A 19,743-nucleotide genomic window follows, 5' to 3' on the forward strand; every position below is an offset into this window, starting at 1 on the left:
GGGGCGATCGCCTACGCAACCCCGATAACACAACTCCCGCAGTCTAACAGCCAACTGCGGGAGTACTTGATTTCATTATCCGATTTATCTCGCTTCAGATGTCGAGCTGTTTCTCACTAAAATTTCTGAATCTAAAAAGATTGACGTTCAAGTTTTGGTCGAGCAATGGTTGATAAATAACATTAAATAGATGCCAAATATTGAGTAAGTTATAAACTCTGTTTCTTTAAGAAGCAGGGTTTTTGATTTATCGTTATTATTTCAAATGATACAATCGTATAGTAGCGGTATTTCCAAAACAATGATTGCCAATCCAAGCCAAAATTACATTTCTCCTCAAGATTATCTAGCAGGAGAGGAACTCAGCCCCATCAAACACGAATATATTGATGGACAAATCTACGCAATGGCTGGGGCTAGCGATTCCCATGTTACCATTTCCCTCAACCTTGCTTCATTGTTAAGAAATCATGTCCGAGGTACTGGCTGCCGTGTCTATATGGCGGACATGAAAGCCTATATTGAAACAGCCAATATCTTTTACTATCCTGATGTGATGGTAACTTGCGATACCAGAGATCGAGAATTCCCCATTCAAAAAAAATATCCTTGTTTAATTGTCGAAGTTTTATCTCAAAAAACAGAAGCATTCGATCGAGGTGACAAGTTTGCCGACTATCAACAATTAGAAACTCTGCAAGAATATGTCTTAATTAGCCAAAAGCGCCAACGTTTAGAATGCTTCCGCCGCAATGCTGAGGGTTTTTGGGTATTGCAAACGTACAATCAAGGCAGTGAAATTCATTTAGCAAGCATCGATTTTCGGACTAGCATGGATAGTTTATATGAAGATGTGACTTTCGGAAATAATGAAGAAACTCAGTAGGTTGGGTAACGCTATGCTCAACCCAACCTACGAATTATTAGATAAATTGATCGCGCTAAGTATGGGAGAGCGATCGCATCCAAAATCGGCACGCGATCGCCCCAATTCACCCAGGGATTTACTAGAACTTAATTCGGCGAGTCAAAATACTCATCACCTCACCAGAACCGGGTGCCGGTAACAAGGGACTCCACTCGCTAATTTGAGCAACTCGAACCACGTAAAGCGTACGAATTGTAGAATTGACTCCTCTGTGGGAACCAATTACCAGAACCCGCACCACTTCGTAATCATCTGTTCCAGCTAGCAAACTGTCCGCAGCTTCTAGCGACACAAAGGGGAAATTTCCTGATTCGAGATCAGTCTGTAACATGGTTTATGTGCCTCCTGTAGGTACACCTGTAGGTGGTAAAGTCGCGCTTTGGGTCTGGTTCACCCTCGGCGCGGCGCTTTTTATGTTGCTGGTAGTACTATAGCATAAAGTTGCAACCCTGCAACATAGCAACAAAATCGATTCACAAAGGGAAAGTGAAATAATGGATCGGTAGTTGCTACATCAACACGTCGCTACTGTGACCGACAAGAAGAAAGATCCTAATTACGGCATGGTCAGGGGGTTAATACCGCAAGACTTGCTCAGAAAGTTCAAAATCTACTGCATCGACAATGGATTAGATTACAGCGAGGGGTTAGAAAGCCTGCTGCGCGAGTACTTTGAATTGAAAGAGCAACAAACAAAGTAGCAGATGATATCGCACGACTGTTGCGCTGCTGCGCGCGTTCCTTGCGCCTGCGGTCGGCATATCGCATCCTACCCCCGTAACGCAACTCCCGCAGCCAAAGTGCCGACTGCGGGAGTTGCTGATTTATTAATGCCAAAATCTCGGATTTAACATTAAAAAAATTTTTTCAACTCACCCTTTTGAGTTGCGTATTACAAGCTACCACACTCGTGTGTCACAGAAATAAGCGACTGGCAACAAGCTTTCTGCAAAAGTTAAATTCATAGAGAAGTGAATTGGCTAAATTGAAAAATAAGTCTAGCCAATTGTGGGGAACAAACCTGAATGCTGTTGGCTCTATCTATTGTAGAGTTAAACGCTACAGGTACTGAAAGGCCAAGGGCTTATCGGTGGTTATTTAAGTATATGGAATAGGAGTATTCACATGAGCGATCGCACTCGTGGAGTTTGGATTTGGAATTTGTCAAAAATTCGCAGCGATTATCTGGATAAGCTAGTTGAACGCCAAGTTAAGCGAGTTTATCTCAAAGTCTTTGATGGTAAATTCCAAGGGAAACTGCAACCCACATTTTGGGATTGGCAATGTTCTGCTGAAATCGTGCAACAATTCCAATTGCTTGGGATTCAAGTTTATGGATGGGGGTATCACTACGGAACTTCTGATGTTGATGAGCAGGTAGCTAAAGTTAAGCAAGCGCTTGCCTGGGGACTTGATGGGTATATCCTGGATTTGGAAAAGGAAGTTGAGGACAGAAGCACTCACCCAAATGTAGAAAAGCTTCTTGCTACTCTGCGTCCTTTAGTTAAGGAAGGAACCCTGGGATATACCAGTTTCGGACATCCTGGATTGCATCCTAATGTTCCTTGGAAAATGTTGGATAGGTATTGCGATATTGCTTTACCTCAAATCTATTTTGAGAAATTCACTTTCAAGCCAACCACTTCAGAAGAAGTTAAGGATTGTTTGGATGCACACAAGCGGCTAGGGTTGACTAAACCAATTCTGCCAATTTGGGGTGACGAAAGCGATACACCAAAACCGGCAATAGCAGCAGAACTTCAAGACTACCTGAGTAATTTTCCGGGTTCGTCAATTTGGCGCATTCCTGATGTAGACGAACGTGGCGAAGCGTGGAATTTGGTATATTCTGACTTTGAATTACCAACCCTCACCCGCATTCTGCGTCGAGGCAGTAAAGGAGATGATGTTAAAGCACTGCAAAAAGTCTTGAATGCCAGAGGGTTTAATGCAGGAACAGTAGATGGAGATTTTGGCCCTAAAACTGAAGCGGGTGTTAAAGCATTTCAAACCGAAGCCGATATTACTGTAGATGGGGAAGTTGGAGCGCAGACTTGGACAGCGCTTGGTGGTAAGTTTAAAGCAGCTCAGCTAGTCAAGTTTGGCGATTTATCTGAAAGCGAAAAACAAGAGGTAGAAGCTGGCTTTTACTTCCCGCCTGCATTCGGCAACAGATACGCAAATACATCCAATTCTACTCCTAAACAATGGAGCGGAAATGCTGGACAGCGATCGCGTTATATTCAAGATGCCGATATGCCTGTTGTTGCCGATTCAGAATCTCGTTCTGCGGATCAAATTCGTGCAGTAATTAACTACTTCAACGTGGAAGATTCTGGTAATAAACGTTTTTGGCCTAACGGAGGTGTCACCTGCTGCAATATATTTGCTAGGGATGTTATGCGTTGTCTGCGCGCGCCTTTAACTCACTGGGTTGGCGAAAAAGAGCAAGATGCAAATGCCATGTTTGACTGGTTGAGTAACCCGGCAAATGGATGGCGTAAAGTTAGTGCAACCGCAGCAACGGAAGCAGCAAGTAAGGGAATTCCTACTTTGGGTTGTTGGAAAAATCCAGGAGGAATTGGACATATCGTTGTAGTCCGTCCCGAACCAGGCGAACCAAACAATCCTCGAATTGCTCAAGCTGGTGCAATCAATTTTGCCAATGGTCTGGCGTCGAAGGGATTGAGTCCGGCAAAAGGAAGGTTTACTTACTTCGTTTATGACTAATTATATTTAGATCTTGCGCCTACCCGCTTACCCGCCTCTTAATCAATTCCCTTTTCTTATAGCTAAAGTCCACTCAAGTGGACTAACACCTTTCTCCAGTCGTCTTTAGACGACTTCAGCTATGAGCCAGGGGTTTAAACCCCTGGCGGGAGAAAACCGCAGTTGCAAGATGTGAGTATAGAAACCGGATGGGAGCATGTCAGGTTTGTAAATTTACGCCGACACCCTAAAGGGTGCGGCTATACAAACGAAGCCCGCCTTCGCGGGCTAAAGCTTTTAAAGCCTGCGAAGGCAGGCTTTGTTTGTGTAGCGACACCCTTTAGGGTGTCGGCTACTCTCGTTGACATGCTCCCAACCGGATTTCTTTAGAGAAACCCGGTTTCTGAGTGCAGCGAGGCGGGTTTATATAGGATATGTGTCACAGTCAGAAATTGCCTGTCATATCATGTCCGGTAGATTACCCATACTCAGAAGTCGGGACACGGCATTATTAACGTTATCTGTTTGTCCGAGATATCGTCAGATGCCGTGTCCCTACGCAACGACTCTGTGAGGTTTTTTTATTATGGGCAATTCAACGGACATGATATCAAACCTGCCCCTACTTTACCATCCTTGCTGTTCAACTAAATCGATGCACAGTTGATTTACTGCCTCTTTATCTACTCCTCTGGGTAAGGTAGATTTTGTATAAGCAACATCTAGTCCGTTATACAAATATGAGGCAATTTTCATCACTGCTTCGTAGCTGTAATCGCCATTTTTAATGGCTAATAACTCGATCGCATCTCCTGCTTCTTGGCGGTCAACTATCACATTTCCTGTCTCTAATATTTCAATTCCTGTCCGCAAAAGCCGAATTGCTTGCATGGCAAATTTGCAATCGTAACCTACTTTTGCTTCCATTGCTGCTCTAGCTGGGTTGCGATTTTTCTTCCATTGTTGGTAGTTGTCGTATTCTCTGCAAGCACTGTTATATTTTTGGCTTTTTTGCAATAGTTTGATGAAGTCTTTCGAGCTATTAGTCAGTTTTTGGGTATAGTCGAGCGTTTCTTCTGGTAGCGGGTATTGTTTTAACACTCCTTTGTAGTCAATTTCAGCCATCAATAGGTTATAAAGTTCTTCGGATTCTGAGAGGAATTGGATGCGATCGCGTATCAACAAGTACAGATATTCCAAGAATGAATTAATATCAACCAATCCCAGGGGTTGATTTGGTTCTAATCCGAAATCTTCTGGTTTTGGCTTTTGTTGAGGCGGATCGAGTAACCACCGGCGGTGCGATTCTAATTTCTTGATTTGAGCATATCCATATCCTGCATAAGTATGCTTGATTTTTTTTGACAAAAATATTTGCCGGTGTTGTTGTAATATTCTGCCAATTTCGGTTAAATGCACGTAGTCTTTAAACCACAGCAACTCTAGAATGTTTGGGTTATTATCCGCAGATAATTCCAAAAACTTCTTCAACTCATAGATACAAGTGTCTTGAGTTAAATAAGAAAAGTTTCCAGGTTCGTCCGTCCATCCTCTATCTTTTTGTTCAATTTTCTCAAATCCCAGATAGTAAGGTTTACTCGCAATAAAAACACCGCGATAGTCGTAATCTGAGGTTTCTGTTGCTAATCCGTAACCTCTAGAACCTGTCAAAGCAATCAGAATTGTTCTGTTTTCAATTTCTAGGCGGTTCATAATTGGCTAATTGGCTAATTGCTAATTGCTAATTGCTAATTGGAATAGGGGTGTTAAACCGGCGCCGACCGATTCTTATGCGGTTAAACCATAATATTTGGATAACCACATGCCATAATGATGGAAAATGAGATTTTGATGGTATGATACGACTTCAGTTCCGTATTCAAGAGACATGTTTTCTATTAAAGTATCTAGGGAAACTTCTTCGCCTCGATCTACCATTTTCCACAGAGAGTGAAAGATAGTAATCGGACGGATGCTGACTCTGGCGGTGCGGTGATATTCTTCCATTGAGGGGGGTTTGAATTTCCATTGAAATCCCAAGGACTGGGTTTCTATATTTAAAACAACTCCTTCATGGCGATATAAACCTAGCAGCGGATTGTTTTCTTTTTCCTGTTCGGCTACTAATTGTTGCCCGAAATGTAAGAGAGTTTGTTCGCTTAATTTTGGCATTGAAATTCTCGCTAATTCATCAACGATAGGAATGGAATTTGCCGCTGCTATCTGTTTGACGAGTCGCCAAGGTTGGGTGGTATTTCGATTTTTGATGATGGTGTGCAAAGATAACCTCAGCGGGGTGTCATATTGGACGGTATGTTGATTGTTTGCACCCCAGAGTTCAAACACTAGGGTGGCGTTTTGTTGGCGACAAACTTTAGCGATTCTTTCTATTAATTGGTCATCTAGTGCGGTATTAACTAATGTGCGAAGCGATCGCCATTTCGTATCCGCAATTACCACCATACCTCTCTTGCGCGGGAATACCAGTATTTCACCGTCTGGCAACTGCAAGGGCGAAAACAGAATCGCCGTACCGTCCATTTTGCGTGTGAAAGAGGCAGCGATCGCACGATTCGGTAAAATAAATGGATGTTGTATTTTATGGGTATAAGGTATTTCTGGCATCCCTGGCAATATTTGCTGCGTGGGGATGTCATTAATTGAATTGATTTCTACTTCGCCAGGAAATTTGCCTCGCTTGATAGTTATTTGACCTTTGAGGGTGTAGACTTTCCCTTTGTGTTCTAGGGAAGCTTTGAACTTACGCCAGCTATTTTTGCTCATAGAAACCTCCCCAGGTAGAAGAAAGTCTTTACCCGTTCGTTAAACAAGATAGCATCAGAAGCTTAGTTTTATATTACATACATACTACATAAATGTCAAGGGCGAGGGTGGAGAGAGCGATCGCTCCTATATTGGAAGCTAATTTTATCCCAAATTCGGTTAATAGCCCGCGCAGGCGGGCTTTGTTTGTATAGCCACACCCTTAAGGGTGTGGGTGTAGGTGTGGGTGTAGGTGTGGGTGTGGGTGTAGGTGTGGGTGTGTGTGTGGGTGTGGGTGTGGGTGGATCGCGTTGATTTCAAAAGAAGCGATAATGTCCAAGAATGGGCCAATTAAACAAAATATCTTCGAGTTCAGTCCCAGCACCGATGTTATGGATAATCATCAGTCTACCGGAGGGCGATCGCATATCGCTGACGATACCGATGTGTTGCTGTCCGCCGCCTAAATCCCAGGTGACGATATCGCCTGGTTGATAGTTCGATGAATTGCGACTGATGGGTAATGCTTTACCTTGGCGTTTAAAATAGGTCATTAAATTGGGAACGCGACGGTGATCGATGTTTGGATCTGGTGCCTTTAACCCCCAATTATTGGGATAGGCGGCAAAGTTTTTTCGCATATCTTGATTGACGGTTTTTTGCAAATCTATATCAACTTCTCGAAATGCTCGAATCACGACATCGGTACAAACTCCCGTTGTCATAGGTACATCGCCGCCAGGAAAGGGAATTCGGACGTATGATGGATCGTAGTCACGGGTGATTTTGGTTTGAGCGATCGCATTGTCTATTACCCGGCGAATTGTGGGCGACGAAACTAACACTTTTGTTAAATTTGAGCTTGTGGCTGGAGTTGGATTGGCAGGATTGGTAAGCTGATACGCGGCAGGATTTTGACAGGCAGCGCAGAGGGAAGTAACGATCAAAATGACAGGCGTGAAGCGAGCGGTTTTTAAGTCCACGAAGATATCCTCACTTGCTTATCAATAAGTTAACATTTACTCCCTTCCCGCTAGAAGATTATCTATTTCTTTCTTCTTCCTTCTTCCTTCGTGTCCTTCGCGTCTTCGTGGTTCATTCAATAGAAATTCATCCGACAAGAAGGGAGTAAACAAATCCCTACTCGGATTTTCTTTACCCCGTAAGGCTTTCAGCTATTTTGGCTTGTGCAAATTCCAGTTTGGCGCTATACTTAACCTAGATTCACGCAAATGCACCTTGAAAACTAAATATATCGGGCGTTTCAGGATGCAGCTGTTGCAACTAACTAAAATCCCTATTAGGGATTGAAACTCGTGAGCGATCGCTTTAAGCGTCTGTGTTTTCCCAGTTGCAACTGACTAAAATCCCTATTAGTGATTGAAACGTGCGTTTGGCGTGTCCCCGTGCGCAGGTGTTCTAGGATTGCAACTGACTAAAATCCCTACTAGGGATTGAAACAAGCTGGTAACTGCGAGACTGTACTGGGAGAATTATTGTTGCAACTGACTAAAATACCTATTAGGGATTGAAACATTCTGAAATCCTCCTTTGTAGAAATAGTAAGTTTCCGAGTTGCAACTGACTAAAATCCCTATTAGGGATTGAAACACTGTAAGCGCCCTTACAGATCTAAAGGTGCGCGAGGGTTGCAACTGACTAAAATCCCTACTAGGGATTGAAACAACCAGACGAGGGAGTTCAGCGGTAAAGTAATCAGTTTCGTTGCAACTAACTAAAATCCCTACTAGGGATTGAAACAAATCCTGTAGCTGGCAGTCAACCTGGTCAAAAAATTGGTTGCAACTTATTCAAATCCCTACTAGGGATTGAAACCCCTTAGTCATTAGTAAGTTGGGTTTCGTTACCTCAACCCAACCTACTGTTATCTAAGAACTAATTTGACGCAGTTTCAATGCATGGAAAATACTTAAAACATCGTGGGTCCATTTGGGCATAATTAGCGTCATGGCGATTTCTTCTATTGTGTGGATAATGCCTGCAATTATTGCCAGCCACAGGGTTAATCCAGCATAATTAAATCCAAATAAACCAATCGTGGCGATAAACAGCGTGATGCCCCAAAATTTGGCTGAATAGGTGTGATAGGAAGCGGGTTTTCCATATTTGGCTAAATTAACTATCCACCAAATTAATTGGGCGAATGCGATTAAACTTAATGGGGTTGAGAAGGCGATAATTTTATCTGGATGCACCAACCACGCACTGATGCAAATACATAAATAAAGAATCACATCTGCCCAGCTATCAGATTGCCGCAATTTCGCATTGCTGACGCCAATTCGACGGGCAATGACGCCATCGAAGATATCTGAGAAAAAAGCATAGACAAATCCCAGGATAAACCAAATACTGGTGTTGCCATCAATCGCATCCCATAACAGTAAAGGACTGATAGCGAAGCGAGTGTAAACTAAAAATTGGGGCAGGAATTGCAGCAATGAGGAATTTCTGTAAACTGGGGTTTTCATGTTGGACAACAAGTATCTATATCCCCAGTTTTGCTGGTGTTTTGAGTCAAATAGGGTAAGTACGTGCCAGTTGTTAAAAAGTCTACCTGCGGTTTCTAGTGAACAGGAATACCCATAAGACAAATGCTAACCCACTTGCTGTAACGGCAATTAACGGGATGTTCATTTGGCGAATAGCGATCGCAACGAATGCCCAGACAAACACCAACGGGTAAGCGACATCGCGACGCTGCCCAATTATTATAGCGGCGATCGCTCCCCCGATAACCAGCATTATTACCGTCCACACTTGGGGAGTAATGCCCCAACCATTCCAGTTTACGCTGTAGAGTGCGATCGCTACATTCACAATCGTCGCGACGCTAATCCAACCAAAATAGATACTCAGGGGAATATGTACCCACCATTTGTCATTTCTAGCTACTCGTTCTTTGCCAATTCCCAAACGCACATATATCAGCATCAACGGGATTAAAATTCCCAGCATCGCTACGAGGGAAAGCACAAAGAATCCATACTGAAACAGAAACACCCAAGCAATCTGACATAAACTGGCAATAGTTATCAGATATCCGATTTTCAGCAACTGCGGATTGCGTCTTTGGTCTGGTAATCCTTGATAAATTCCAAAGCTAACTAACCCCAGATAAATCAATCCCCAAATCGCAAAAGCATAGTTAGCTGGGGTGATTAGCACATCGCGGAATGTCGTATTGGAAATTTCTCCTATATTTATGCCATTGGGGGGATTGATATTCGTATACACGTTGATTCCCAAGGCAGCAAGGATAGCGCCTAAATTTATACCTTGCCGGATAGTATCGGAGTTGAAACGATTATTTATAGTTTGCATATGCCCTGATGTTTGATTTCTGTTATAAGCAAAATCATACCTTTTTTTATGATAATTGAGCGTCAAGAAACCCGGTTCCTCTAATACCTTCGCCAAAATCCGGCACCCTGAAGGGTGCCGCTATACAAACGAAGCCCGCCTTCGCGGGCTGAAATCCTTACAGCCCGCGAAGGCGGGCTTCGTTTGTGTAGCCCCAGGCCTGCAGCCTGGGGGCGTTTGATCGGAAACCGGGTTTCTTTCTCAGATTAAGGTTATGGGGCGCTGGTAGAAGGGGTTACAGAATCTTGCTTTTCACCAGCAAAGAATTTCTGAGTTATCCAACTGGTGAGGATGTGAGAAAGCAATCCCATTGGACCAGCAAATAGGCACAATGCGAGAGAATGGGTGGTAAATACTCCCGTTTTTTGTCCTTCCCAATAAATCCAGCGACCGATAAATAAATCCATCACCAAAAAGTGAACCCACCCCGTCGCGGTGACAGTTTCATTGCTAAAAGCTTTGGCAAGATCGGACAATTGCGGACTGGATAGTGCTTGAGCAGTTTCGGGTGTAATTGCAACCACAAATAGATAAATGTACAATCCTGCCAGTGCCACAAATGGCAGATAAGATTCCATGACTTTGCGGGTGATTCCCCAATTGGGCAGCAGAATCATTATCGCCCAGAAAGGTAATACAAATATGTTAGCGATGTCGAACAGTTGAGAAATCATTCTTTGGGTTGGTAATTGGTAATTGCAGATTTAAGATTTTAGATTGCAGATTGGAGATTAAGCTAAAATCTGCAATCTGCAATCTGCAATCTGAAATCCTCTTTATTGTTGTGCCATTTGCCGAAATGTGGCAATGGGGATGGCCCAACTTAAGGCTTCCATTTGCTGGTAGAGTTTTCGGGAAGGGACGCTACCGTCGGCGAAGGTGTACACGTCTATGCCTTGGGGTGGAAATTTCAGGCGTCCGTTAATGCCGATTAATTGTCCGTTTGCGTCTAAAACTGGGCCGCCGCTCATGCCTTGTTCGATTTCGTTGGTGTATCCTAGCTGGTAGCCTCTGGGGAGACTTCGATCTGCAATCATCCCTACCTGTCCTCTGGTGAGGCGATACGCCCTCAGTCCCCAATTGCGCGTATCCTCGATGTTGTTGGAGTTCACCCAGTACCAATTGGGATATCCCGCTGCGTAGACTTCATCGCCAATCGATAGGTTATTCGAGTCGCCGAATTCTGCAACTTGATAGGACTCGTTGCTGTTAAACTGCACTATGGCTAAATCTAAATCGCCAAATTGACGCGCGCGCATCCACTGACCGTTATGGGTGCGTCCGTCTGCTGTTAAAACCGTGTATTTATTATCACTTCGACCAGATACCACGTGTTCGTTGGTCAAAACCGTGTATGTATTGCCTCTGCGCCCCACGATCGCTCCCGAACCAGAACCCGGATTTGTAATAATTCGCACCGTTACTTCTCTGGCAATTTCTGATACCGAGTTTCCTGCTTGGCGTCGGTTTTGAGTGACTTGGACGGGGAGATTAGATGGAGGCGTTGCGAGGGAGCATAGCTGATGCAACAGCAAATATGCCGAGGTAAAAAGTAAAAAAGTAACAGCAAGGGTTGTTATCTTTTTCCTACGATGCCAAGCTCTTACTCTGCTGATAGCCGTCGCAAAAAGTTGACCCAAACCCAGATAAATTGAAGATAGGCTCACGGTGACTTTTGCACCTTCCCACACGAATGCTGACTTCAAAATTTTAAAGCCAATCTGGAGATTTTTAACATGCTCCGGATTGGCTTTTGGTAATTGGTAATTGCTAATGGCTAATGGCTAATTGCTAATGGCTAATTTTTACAATAGCCATTAGTAGGGACAGGGCAAAATCAACGTTATTTGATCGGGCGGAGATATTTTGGCTGCCGTGTCCCTACAACTGTCTTCGCGTGGTTAGAGTTCTGCAATCAATTTAAAGACCTCCATCTACGGGACGAGATGGACGAATCGGGGTGGGACGAACTGGAGTAATCGGACGAACTGGTGCGGCGGTTTCTTCTTCGTCATCATCAAGTGCAGTAAAGGCTTGATTGACGGCTTGATTTAAACTGTAGTAGCCGCGTCGCAGCCTGGGTGTGCTAGCAGTAGAACCACCAGGGGCAAAAGAAACGATCGGATCGCCAGAACCCGTGACGCCAAATTGCAGCAACCTTTGCAGGACTGAATCGGGATTGGTAGCGTTGCGACTGTCTAGAGTGAACAGGAGATTTTGGGAATTACAACCCGTGCGATCGCTATTCACATAACAAACTACGGGAAGGCGATTCACTCTGCCAGTTGTTAGCAGTAAATTCCGCAAGCGTCCGCCATTTTGAGCGGTGGCGTTATTCAATCTTTCTGTTACGAGATTGCACCGTTGTTCGGGGGTGTAATCGCGACCAAATTCTCTGGTTCTCCAGACAAAAATCGGGGCGGTGCGGCGTCCGTTGCGTTCGGCAATAGTGGCAAAGTTTCCACCGGAAGTCACGCAATAAAATGTTGTACCAGTATCGCTGACTTGAACGTCATCCCGAACATCTTCACCGACGCGGACTTGTGCAGAAGCGGTGGATGCAACGGCGCCAGATAAAGCTAAAGTTGACACTAAAATTGCAGCAAGGGATTTAAAGTTCATGGAAATGCCTCGAATTGGAATTACTTTAAGGGTAAAATTGCGCGGGTGGTTTGCACTTCATCCAGTTGTACTATTTGACCGGGGGATGGGGAAAAATGTTCCTCAGTTTTTTTCGATACGAGGCGTAGCCTCTATCACCTAGTGCCCAGGCTCGAGCCTGGGCACTAGAACTGGGAGGCTCCCGCCTCCCCAGTACGAGGCAGAGCCTCTAGACGCTAGCTCCCAGGCAAGAGCCTGGGAGCTAGAAGCTAGAACTGGGAAGCTCCCGCCTCCCCAGACAAGAGCCTGGAAACTCTCTTGTGGGGTGGGCATCCTGCCCGCCGATACCCTAATTTCTCAATAACCGCAAACCGCTGAGGGTTACCAATACTGTAGAACCCTCGTGTCCGATGACACCGAAGGGGAGGGTGATATTACCGGCGAAGTTGGCGGCTAATAGCAGGACAATAAAACCGAGGGCGAAGGCGATATTCTGTTTGACGATAACTTGAGAGCGACGACCTAGACGGATTGCCTGCTCTAATTTTTCCAGTCTATCTGCCATTAAGACGATATCGGCGGTTTCTAGGGCGATGTCGCTCCCCGCTGCACCCATTGCAATACCGACGGTAGCAGCAGCGAGGGCGGGTGCGTCGTTGACGCCGTCTCCTACCATGGCGACGGTTTTATATTGCTTTTGCAAGCGGCGAATGACGGATACTTTATCTTCGGGTAATAGTTCGGCGTAAACTTGGTCTACGTTGAGCTGTTGGGCGACGCTTTGTGCAGTACTGTTGTTATCGCCGGTGAGCATGATAATTTGTTCGACGCCTAGCTGTTTCAAGCGTTGGATGGTTTGGGTAGCTGTGGGGCGGAGGGTGTCTGCAATCGCTATTATCCCCAAAACTTCCCCCGCTGCTTGTACCCAGACTACGGTTTTGCCTTCGGATTCTAATTTTTGGGTATTTGAAAGCAGGTGAGCAGGTGGGCGGGGGGGCAGGTGAGAAGAAGATGTAGAGCTTTCTTTTGCCGCGTTAGCTTTACCGACGGCGCAAGCAATTCCATCGACTTCGCCTGTAATCCCAAAACCAGGAAGCGCTTGCACGTTGGTAGCGGGTGGTAATTCTAAATTTCTGCCAAAGGCAGCTTGCACAATCGCTTGTCCAATCGGATGTTCCGAATAAGCTTCCAACGCTGCTGCTAACTGCAATACGCGATTTTCCTCCCCTCTGCTCCCCTGCTCAGACGAGGCGGGGATAATTTGCACAACTTGCGGTTGTCCTGTCGTGAGGGTGCCGGTTTTATCGAAAGCGATCGCTCTCACTCTGCCCATATTCTCTAACTGTGCGCCATTTTTGAATAAAATCCCCTGCCTCGCCCCGTTGGCAATTCCCGATAGCAGCGTGGGCATAATTGCTGCCATTAACGCACAGGGAGAGGCAACGACGAGGAAAATCAGCGCCCGATAAATCGTTGTTTCCCAATCCCATTGCCATAAGAATGGTGGCAGAATTGCCAGCAGTATCCCAGTGAAGACGATTACTTTTGCATAACCCCGCTCAAATTGGGTCAGAAATTGCTGGGAGGGGGGTTCTTCTGTTTGAGCTTGCTGGACTAATTGGATAACGCGCTGGATTAAACTGCTAGTTGGGGGTTTGTGGAGGCGCAATGCGATCGCGCCATTGCCATTAATCGTCCCGCCAAATACTTCATCGCCGATTGTCTTTTCTACAGGTAGGGATTCGCCGGTAATCGAAGCTTGGTTAATCGTACTGTAGCCAGAGGCAATCGTACCGTCCGTGGGAATCAATTCTCCCGGTTTAACTAATACGATATCGCCGACTTTTAATTGCGCGATGGGAAGCACCCTTTCTTGTCCGTGCAGTATCACCCGCGCCGTATCCGGTGTTAAACTCATGAGGCTGCGGATGCTGCGTTCGGTGCGTTTCATGGCATAGCCTTCGAGTGCGCCGCTGATGGCAAAAATTAAAATCAGCACCGCACCGTCAACTATTAGATAATATTCCCGGCGCCACAAACCCAATGCAGCAGCACCTAAAGCTGCCACAATCATTAGCAGGTCTACATCTAATTCTTTTTCTTCCAATAAGGTAGTCAGTCCAAGGCGGGCGCTTTCGTAACCGCCAATCACATAAGCTACAGGTAGAAGTATTAAAGCCAATCCAATCCAGCTAAAGTGGAGTGCTAGCCAACCCAGGATTAAGAATACACCGCAAATAACAGCGGCTAAAGCGTCTGGATGCGAGTTGAGTAGCTGTTGCAGTGGGCGGGTAGAGAAAGTATTTTGAGCCATAACAGTGTTGGGAATGGGTAATGGGTCATGGGTAATTGGTAATTGGTCACGGAGCGTGGCGATCGCCAATTACCTATTACCAATTACCAATTACCACCCTAAACCTTGACATTAGTGTTAAAGTCAAGAGTGTATTATCATTCAGGGTTATCGGAGTATGGCACTCGAACTGAAAGTCCCGTCAATTGCCTGTACTGGATGCATTGACACGATTACTAAAGCGGTGATGGAACTTGACTCGTCTGCCAGCGTTAAGGGCGATGTGCAAGGGAAGTCCGTGTCGGTGGAAACAACTGCATCAGAAGAGGCGGTAAAAGAGGCAATTGTCAAAACGGGTCATACCGTAGCCTAATAGCTAATGGCTAATAGCTAATGGCTAATGGTAGAGGAGGAAAATATTGCCATGACCAATTAGCAATTAGCGATTAGCTATTGCAGGAGTGGGGAAGACTCTGGAAGAAATTACTTCTACTTCAAGAGTCTTCCTCATCTGCAATCTCAAATCTAAAATCTAAAATCTCAAATAATATTAGGCGATGTCAGCAGGATATCTCACCATCAAACAACTTACAGAGGCAGTAGGCGGTGATATTACGCCCCGGATGGTGCGGCACTATCATCAAATAGGTTTGTTGCCATCTGCTGTGCGATCGCATTCTAACTACCGCCTCTATACCGAAGCGGACGTGCTGCGTTTGCGGCGGATTGTCGCCCTCAAACAACAAGGATTTCATCTATCGCACATTCACAAGTTGCTCCAAACCGAAACGGGCAACTCTGACGAATTAATGGCGCAACTGCAAAAACAATATCGCGCCATTGTGCAACAGCTGACAAATTTGCGGCAAACTGCATCGGCATTGGAAGGATTGCTAGGACGCGATCGCTCGTGTCAAATTATCCAAGCAGATGCGATCGCTCAACTCCGACTTTTGGAAGTGGAAACCCAAGATAGCATGGGACAGCTAGCCAAATTATGGGATAATTTGGACGCCGCCACTCACGCTCATCCCGAAAGTTTTGCGGAATCTTTGCAACAATTATTGCCCGATTTATCCGGGCGATCCGAAATAGAAATATATTTACTTTCCCAATTAGTTTTAGCTTGTGGGGACGTGAGTTTAATTCAGTTTGTCAGAGTGGGAGAGGGAGCGATCGCTTCTTCCCGCCACGCGCTCAAAACTAATTGCCAAGTCGTCGCCGACGTTCCACCCGTCCTTGCAGCTTTAGACAAAACCAGATTAGCTCATCTCAAATGTCCCGTTGAAACCTTAATTAATGACCCCCACATTAGTACTGCCGCCGAAGCAGAACGGGAATTTTGGCATCATCAACAATGGCAAGAAAAATTAGAGCAACTCACCCCTGGTTGTATTTTAGTTGTCGGATATGCCCCATCGGTTTTAATGTCTGCTTGTGCCGCAATTGAACAAAAGCGATTGCAACCCGCTTTAATTATTGGGATGCCCATTGGTTTTAGTCACGCCCCTGCTGCGAAGCGAAGGTTAATCCGTTCCGGCGTGCCATTTATTACCACTGAAGGCACTTTAGGCGGTGGATTGTTAGCCGCAGTCGCCCTCAATGCTTTAGTTGAATCTTTAATTGAAAAGCCAGATTGTCACTGTTATTTGAGTTAATTTCAGATTTTGCAGCAATAGATTAGGCGGGCGGGACGCCCACCCCACAAAACATGGTTATATCACGTCTGGTTGCATCGGTATTGTATAGAAGTCGGGGCGGGTTTAACAAGATATCGCGTGGTTCCACAGAATAGTTGGTAAAACCCGCCCCTACAAATCCAAATATACGCAACCGACGCTGCCGTACATGACATTAATCTTGTGGGATGGGCGTCCCGCCCGTCCTAGCCATTTTAGGTAGAATCTGTACTTGACGAATAGAATAATTATTTAGTATAATAATTATAATTATTACGAGCCGATCGCAACAACAATAAATAATTGTAAAAAAGCTCAAAAATAATTAAAGCAAAAAATGGGTGTATCTGAAGTAGAAAAGACAAATCATCAAGATTTTACTGATGAAAAAGACCACCCAAACCATGCGCGTTAAACCTCTGAAAGAAATCTTTAGAAAAACCCCTTTAAAACTGCCGCTAAGAACGGTTTTGATTGTGCCTTTTGTGCTGCAAATCGTTGGTGCTGTGGGACTGGTGGGATATCTATCATTTAAAAATGGACAGCAAGCAGTCAACGATTTGGCGAATCAGTTGATGGGGGAAACGAGCGATCGCATTGGGCAAAAACTCAACAATTATCTAGCAGTACCGCGCACGATCGATCGGATAAATGGGAATGCGATCGCGCTCAATCAATTAAATCTGCAAGATCCAAACAACTTAAATCCCAACTTTTGGCAGCAAAGATTTTTATTCGATGAAGTTAACATATCTGCGATTTATTTTGGTAGCGCGGAGGGAGATTTTACCGGACTAGGACTTCAAAGCGACAACACCTGGCAAATTAGTAGAGTTGGTCGAGTTACCAACAACAAATTTCACAGCTACGCTGCAGACAATTGGGGAAATCCTACAAAATTACTAAACGTGGGGAAGCATTACGATCCCAGAATTAGACCTTGGTATCAAAAAGCAGTAAAAGCAGGCAAGTCAGTCTGGAGCGATATTTATCTCGATTTTAAAGAACCAAGACTGAAGATTACTTTAGCTCAACCAATCTACAAATCAATTACAAATCAACCTACTTCCTTGCGGGGAGTCATCGGAGTTGATTTTGTCCTCACGCATATCGGCAAGTTTCTCAAAGGTTTGAAAATCGGTAAGTCTGGGACAACATTTATCATCGAGAGAACCGGGTTAATTGTTGCATCTTCCACAGAAGAAGAACCTTTTTTGCGCGATGAAGGTGGTAAAGTAAAAGCCAGAATTGCAGCTAGAGAAAGTCGCGTACCGTTGATTCAAGCTACGGCAAAGTACTTGACGCAACGCCACAGCAATTTAGCAGAAATTAACAGCGACGAACAATTCATAGCGACGATTGCGGGAAAACCCAAATTTATCCAGATCGCACCTCTGAAAGATAGTCTGGGTATTGACTGGTTAATTGTTGTGGTAATTCCAGAAGCAGACTTTATGGAGCAAATTAACGCCAATACCCGCACCACTATTTTACTATGTATTGCCGCATTGTTGCTAGCGATAATTGTCGGTATTTTGACCGCTAGTTGGGTTACACAGCCAATTTTACGCTTGAATGCTGCCGCTAAAAATATCGCCAAAGGAGACTGGGATAAAACAGTAGAAATTAACCGCGGCGATGAAGTGGGAGAACTTGCCAATTCATTTAACACCATGGCGCACCAGTTGCAAGAATCTTTTGAAACCTTAGAGCAAAAAGTTAAAGCAAGAACGGCTGAGTTAGAAATTGCCAAAGAAAAAGCCGAAGTTGCCAACCAAGCTAAAAGCACATTTCTTGCCAATATGAGCCACGAATTGCGCTCTCCTCTAAATGCCATTATCGGCTTTTCTCAACTGATGATACGCAGCCAAAGTTTGGCTAAAGACCAGCTAGAAAACGTCAGCATTATTAACCGCAGCGGCGAACATTTACTCACCTTAATTAACAACGTATTAGACTTATCGAAAATCGAAGCTGGACGGACAACCCTCAACGAAAAAAACTTTGATTTAATCCGCCTGCTTTCCGATATAGAAGATATGTTCCGCCTCAAAGCAGAAGACAAAGGATTGCAGTTATTAGTCGAACATACCCCCGATGTGCCGCGATACATCCGCACTGATGAAGTCAAATTGCGACAAGTTTTAATTAACCTGATTAGTAACGCTATCAAATTTACTGAAGAAGGCGGCGTATCGGTGAGAGTAGGACTTGTTCGTAGTAAGCACTTCAGTGCAAGCTCAGGGACCCAAGTCCCTACTACGAACTTATCTTTTGAAGTGGAAGATACTGGTTTTGGGATTGCCCCGGAAGAATTAGATAGTCTTTTTGAAGCCTTTGTGCAAACAGAAACGGGAAAACAAGCTCAAGAAGGGACGGGTTTAGGATTGCCCATTAGCCGCAAATTCGTGGAGTTAATGGGGGGTGAAATAACGGTGAGTTCCACAGTGGGAGTTGGAACAATTTTCAAATTCGATATTCAGGTTAGCCTTGCTGATGCGGTCGAAGTTGAAAGCCAAAAAACAACAAGGCGAGTGATTGCTCTTGAGCCAAATCAACCTCAATATCGGATTTTGATTGTGGATGACAAATCGCTTAATCGCCAATTGCTGATTAAATTACTCAATCCCCTCGGTTTTGAACTGAAAGAAGCGAGTAATGGCAAAGAAGCGATCGCAATTTGGGACGAATGGTCACCGCACTTAATTTGGATGGATATGCGAATGCCGGTAATGGATGGCTACGAGGCGACCAAACATATAAAAAGCACGACTAAAGGTCAAGCGACTGCTGTTATTGCTTTGACTGCGAGCGTTTTAGAGGAAGAAAGAGCCGTTGTGCTATCAGCGGGTTGCGATGATTTTCTGCGAAAACCCTTCCGGGAAGCAGATATTTTTGAGTTAATGCACAAACATATCGGCGTGGATTATATCTATGAAGATTCAACGGTAGAAAAATCGGTTAAAGTGAGAGAAGATGAAGAAAAACTACTGACACGAGAGGCAATGGAGGCACTGCCGACGGAATGGGTGAATAACCTGAAACAAGCTATAGAGAATGTGGATATGAGAGAGATCGCAAGCATTTTAGACCAAATTCAGACCGAAAATGCACCCCTGGCTCTTGCCATTCAATGTTGTCTAGATAACTTCGACTACGACAAGATTTTGGCTTTAATATCAGAAGACCGCTAGCTAACGTAAGTTGCTAGTTATAAACAAGGGCGTTGCTAATTGCTAATTGCTAATTGCTAATTGCTAATATAGGATTTTTACTGACATTAGCCATTAGCCATTAGCCATTAGCCGCTCTTTGGGAGATAACTAGCAACTTGGGTTAGCTATCTAAACGCTAACCGCAACTCCCAACTCTCGACCTTTGGAAAT

17 protein-coding genes are annotated in these 19,743 nt (G+C 44.7%); 7 read left to right on the top strand and 10 right to left on the bottom strand.

Annotated features, from left to right (window positions below; translation table 11 throughout):
• Nucleotides 1-301: 301 nt before the first annotated feature.
• Complete coding sequence (locus tag MiSe_RS26175) at nt 302-886, top strand: Uma2 family endonuclease (RefSeq protein WP_226586145.1); 585 nt, start codon at nt 302-304, stop codon at nt 884-886.
• Between the two features lie 121 nt (nt 887-1,007).
• Here MiSe_RS26175 and MiSe_RS26180 read toward each other — a convergent pair whose 3' ends face one another.
• Nucleotides 1,008-1,259 (bottom strand): hypothetical protein, encoded by a 252-nt coding sequence (locus MiSe_RS26180; protein ID WP_226586146.1) that lies wholly within the window; start codon nt 1,257-1,259, stop codon nt 1,008-1,010.
• 199 nt (nt 1,260-1,458) lie between these two features.
• On the opposite strand from MiSe_RS26180, the gene MiSe_RS26185 reads away from it, so the two are divergent.
• The 3 genes from MiSe_RS26185 (at nt 1,459) to MiSe_RS26195 (ending at nt 4,211) form a co-directional block, all read left to right on the top strand.
• Entirely contained in the window at nt 1,459-1,629 is a 171-nt protein-coding gene (locus tag MiSe_RS26185; RefSeq protein WP_226586147.1) for a hypothetical protein, read from the top strand.
• A 424-nt stretch (nt 1,630-2,053) separates the two neighbouring features.
• A complete protein-coding gene (locus MiSe_RS26190; RefSeq protein WP_226586148.1) occupies nt 2,054-3,658 on the top strand; it encodes a peptidoglycan-binding domain-containing protein in 1,605 nt (534 codons plus the stop codon).
• A gap of 340 nt (nt 3,659-3,998) precedes the next feature.
• The gene (locus MiSe_RS26195; protein WP_226586149.1) at nt 3,999-4,211 is read left to right on the top strand and encodes a hypothetical protein; all 213 of its coding nucleotides are present in this window, start codon (nt 3,999-4,001) and stop codon (nt 4,209-4,211) included.
• Between the two features lie 53 nt (nt 4,212-4,264).
• Here the strand turns inward: MiSe_RS26195 and MiSe_RS26200 are convergent, their stop codons facing one another.
• From MiSe_RS26200 to MiSe_RS26240, 9 genes are all read right to left on the bottom strand, one after another.
• On the bottom strand, nt 4,265-5,350 hold the full coding sequence (locus MiSe_RS26200; protein WP_226586150.1) for a nucleotidyltransferase domain-containing protein: 1,086 nt from the start codon (nt 5,348-5,350) through the stop codon (nt 4,265-4,267).
• Nucleotides 5,351-5,425: 75 nt separating this feature from the next.
• Nucleotides 5,426-6,421, bottom strand: coding sequence for an RNA ligase (locus MiSe_RS26205; protein ID WP_226586151.1), 996 nt, complete (start codon nt 6,419-6,421; stop codon nt 5,426-5,428).
• A 296-nt stretch (nt 6,422-6,717) separates the two neighbouring features.
• A complete protein-coding gene (locus MiSe_RS26210; protein WP_444980553.1) occupies nt 6,718-7,350 on the bottom strand; it encodes a DUF1287 domain-containing protein in 633 nt (210 codons plus the stop codon).
• A 939-nt stretch (nt 7,351-8,289) separates the two neighbouring features.
• Nucleotides 8,290-8,892: a CDP-alcohol phosphatidyltransferase family protein gene (locus MiSe_RS26215; RefSeq protein WP_226586153.1), complete on the bottom strand. Its 603-nt coding sequence runs from the start codon at nt 8,890-8,892 to the stop codon at nt 8,290-8,292.
• Nucleotides 8,893-8,974: 82 nt separating this feature from the next.
• Nucleotides 8,975-9,745 carry a TspO-related membrane protein gene (locus tag MiSe_RS26220; RefSeq protein ID WP_226586154.1) on the bottom strand — a complete coding sequence of 257 codons (771 nt, stop codon included), beginning with the start codon at nt 9,743-9,745 and terminating at the stop codon, nt 8,975-8,977.
• A gap of 251 nt (nt 9,746-9,996) precedes the next feature.
• Nucleotides 9,997-10,458, bottom strand: a complete 462-nt coding sequence (locus MiSe_RS26225) for an ABA4-like family protein (RefSeq protein ID WP_226586155.1) — start codon at nt 10,456-10,458, stop codon at nt 9,997-9,999.
• Between the two features lie 102 nt (nt 10,459-10,560).
• The gene (locus tag MiSe_RS26230; RefSeq protein WP_226586156.1) at nt 10,561-11,451 is read right to left on the bottom strand and encodes a S1C family serine protease; all 891 of its coding nucleotides are present in this window, start codon (nt 11,449-11,451) and stop codon (nt 10,561-10,563) included.
• 253 nt (nt 11,452-11,704) lie between these two features.
• Nucleotides 11,705-12,406: a COP23 domain-containing protein gene (locus MiSe_RS26235; RefSeq protein WP_226586157.1), complete on the bottom strand. Its 702-nt coding sequence runs from the start codon at nt 12,404-12,406 to the stop codon at nt 11,705-11,707.
• Between the two features lie 328 nt (nt 12,407-12,734).
• On the bottom strand, nt 12,735-14,699 hold the full coding sequence (locus MiSe_RS26240) for a heavy metal translocating P-type ATPase (RefSeq protein WP_226586158.1): 1,965 nt from the start codon (nt 14,697-14,699) through the stop codon (nt 12,735-12,737).
• A gap of 157 nt (nt 14,700-14,856) precedes the next feature.
• On the opposite strand from MiSe_RS26240, the gene MiSe_RS26245 reads away from it, so the two are divergent.
• The 3 genes from MiSe_RS26245 (at nt 14,857) to MiSe_RS26255 (ending at nt 19,551) form a co-directional block, all read left to right on the top strand.
• Nucleotides 14,857-15,051, top strand: coding sequence for a heavy-metal-associated domain-containing protein (locus MiSe_RS26245; protein ID WP_226586159.1), 195 nt, complete (start codon nt 14,857-14,859; stop codon nt 15,049-15,051).
• 184 nt (nt 15,052-15,235) lie between these two features.
• Nucleotides 15,236-16,336: a precorrin-8X methylmutase gene (locus tag MiSe_RS26250; RefSeq protein ID WP_226586160.1), complete on the top strand. Its 1,101-nt coding sequence runs from the start codon at nt 15,236-15,238 to the stop codon at nt 16,334-16,336.
• Nucleotides 16,337-16,740: 404 nt separating this feature from the next.
• A complete protein-coding gene (locus MiSe_RS26255; RefSeq protein ID WP_226586161.1) occupies nt 16,741-19,551 on the top strand; it encodes an ATP-binding protein in 2,811 nt (936 codons plus the stop codon).
• The last annotated feature ends 192 nt before the right edge of the window (nt 19,552-19,743 follow it).

The organism is Microseira wollei NIES-4236 (assembly GCF_020521235.1).
GTDB classification, from domain to species: Bacteria; Cyanobacteriota; Cyanobacteriia; order Cyanobacteriales; family Aerosakkonemataceae; genus Microseira; species Microseira wollei.